The sequence below is a fragment of the Rhodococcus sp. ENV425 genome (assembly GCF_002887785.1).
GTDB lineage: Bacteria > Actinomycetota > Actinomycetes > Mycobacteriales > Mycobacteriaceae > Rhodococcus > Rhodococcus aetherivorans.
Genome location: NZ_PCZU01000094.1, coordinates 1 through 962 on the forward strand (window position 1 = coordinate 1; position 962 = coordinate 962).

At 67.0% G+C, this 962-nt stretch carries 1 protein-coding gene; it reads left to right on the forward strand.

Annotation, left to right across the window (positions count from 1 at the left end):
* A partial coding sequence (locus tag CQZ88_RS07790; RefSeq protein ID WP_258008506.1) for an ABC transporter ATP-binding protein occupies positions 1 to 962 on the forward strand: 962 nt, incomplete at both ends.

The window sequence follows — 962 nt, forward strand, 5'->3', positions numbered from 1 at the left end:
GTGGGAGTCGAAGTAGCTGTCGAGGGGTTGACGAAGTCCTTCGGGTCTCAGCGGATCTGGCAGGACGTGACGTTGACGCTGCCGGCGGGTGAGGTGTCGGCGCTGCTGGGCCCGTCGGGTACGGGCAAGTCGGTGTTCCTCAAGTCGCTGATCGGTCTGCTGCGGCCGGAGCGGGGCTCGATCGTCATCGACGGCACCGACATCCTGCAGTGCTCCTCGAAGGAGCTCTACGAGATCCGCAAGCTGTTCGGGGTGCTGTTCCAGGACGGTGCGCTGTTCGGGTCGATGAACCTCTACGACAACGTGGCGTTCCCGCTGCGCGAGCACACGAAGAAGTCCGAGTCCGAGATCCGCAAGATCGTGATGGAGAAGCTCGAGCTCGTCGGTCTGCTCGGCGCCGAGGACAAGCTGCCGGGCGAGATCTCCGGCGGCATGCGCAAGCGGGCCGGGCTGGCGCGGGCGCTGGTGCTCGATCCGCAGATCATCCTGGTCGACGAGCCGGACTCGGGGCTGGATCCGGTGCGCACCACCTACATCAGCCAGACCCTGATCGACATCAACGCCGAGATCGACGCGACGATCCTGATCGTCTCGCACAACATCAACCTGGCGCGGACGGTGCCGGACAACATCGGGATGCTGTTCCGCCGGGAGCTGGTGATGTTCGGTCCGCGCGAGGTGCTGCTCACCAGCGACGAGCCGGTGGTCAAGCAGTTCCTCAATGGCACGATGATCGGGCCGATCGGGATGTCGGAGGAGAAGGACGAGGCGACGATGGCGCAGGAGCAGGCCCTCGTCGACGCCGGGCACCACGCCGGTGGGGTGGAGGACGTCGAGGGCATCGTGCCGCAGATGAAGGCCACCCCGGGGATGCCCGAGCGGCAGGCCGTCGCCCGCCGGCAGGAGCGGGTGCGGCACATCCTGCACACCCTGCCCGAGGCCGCCCAGCAGGCCATCCTCGA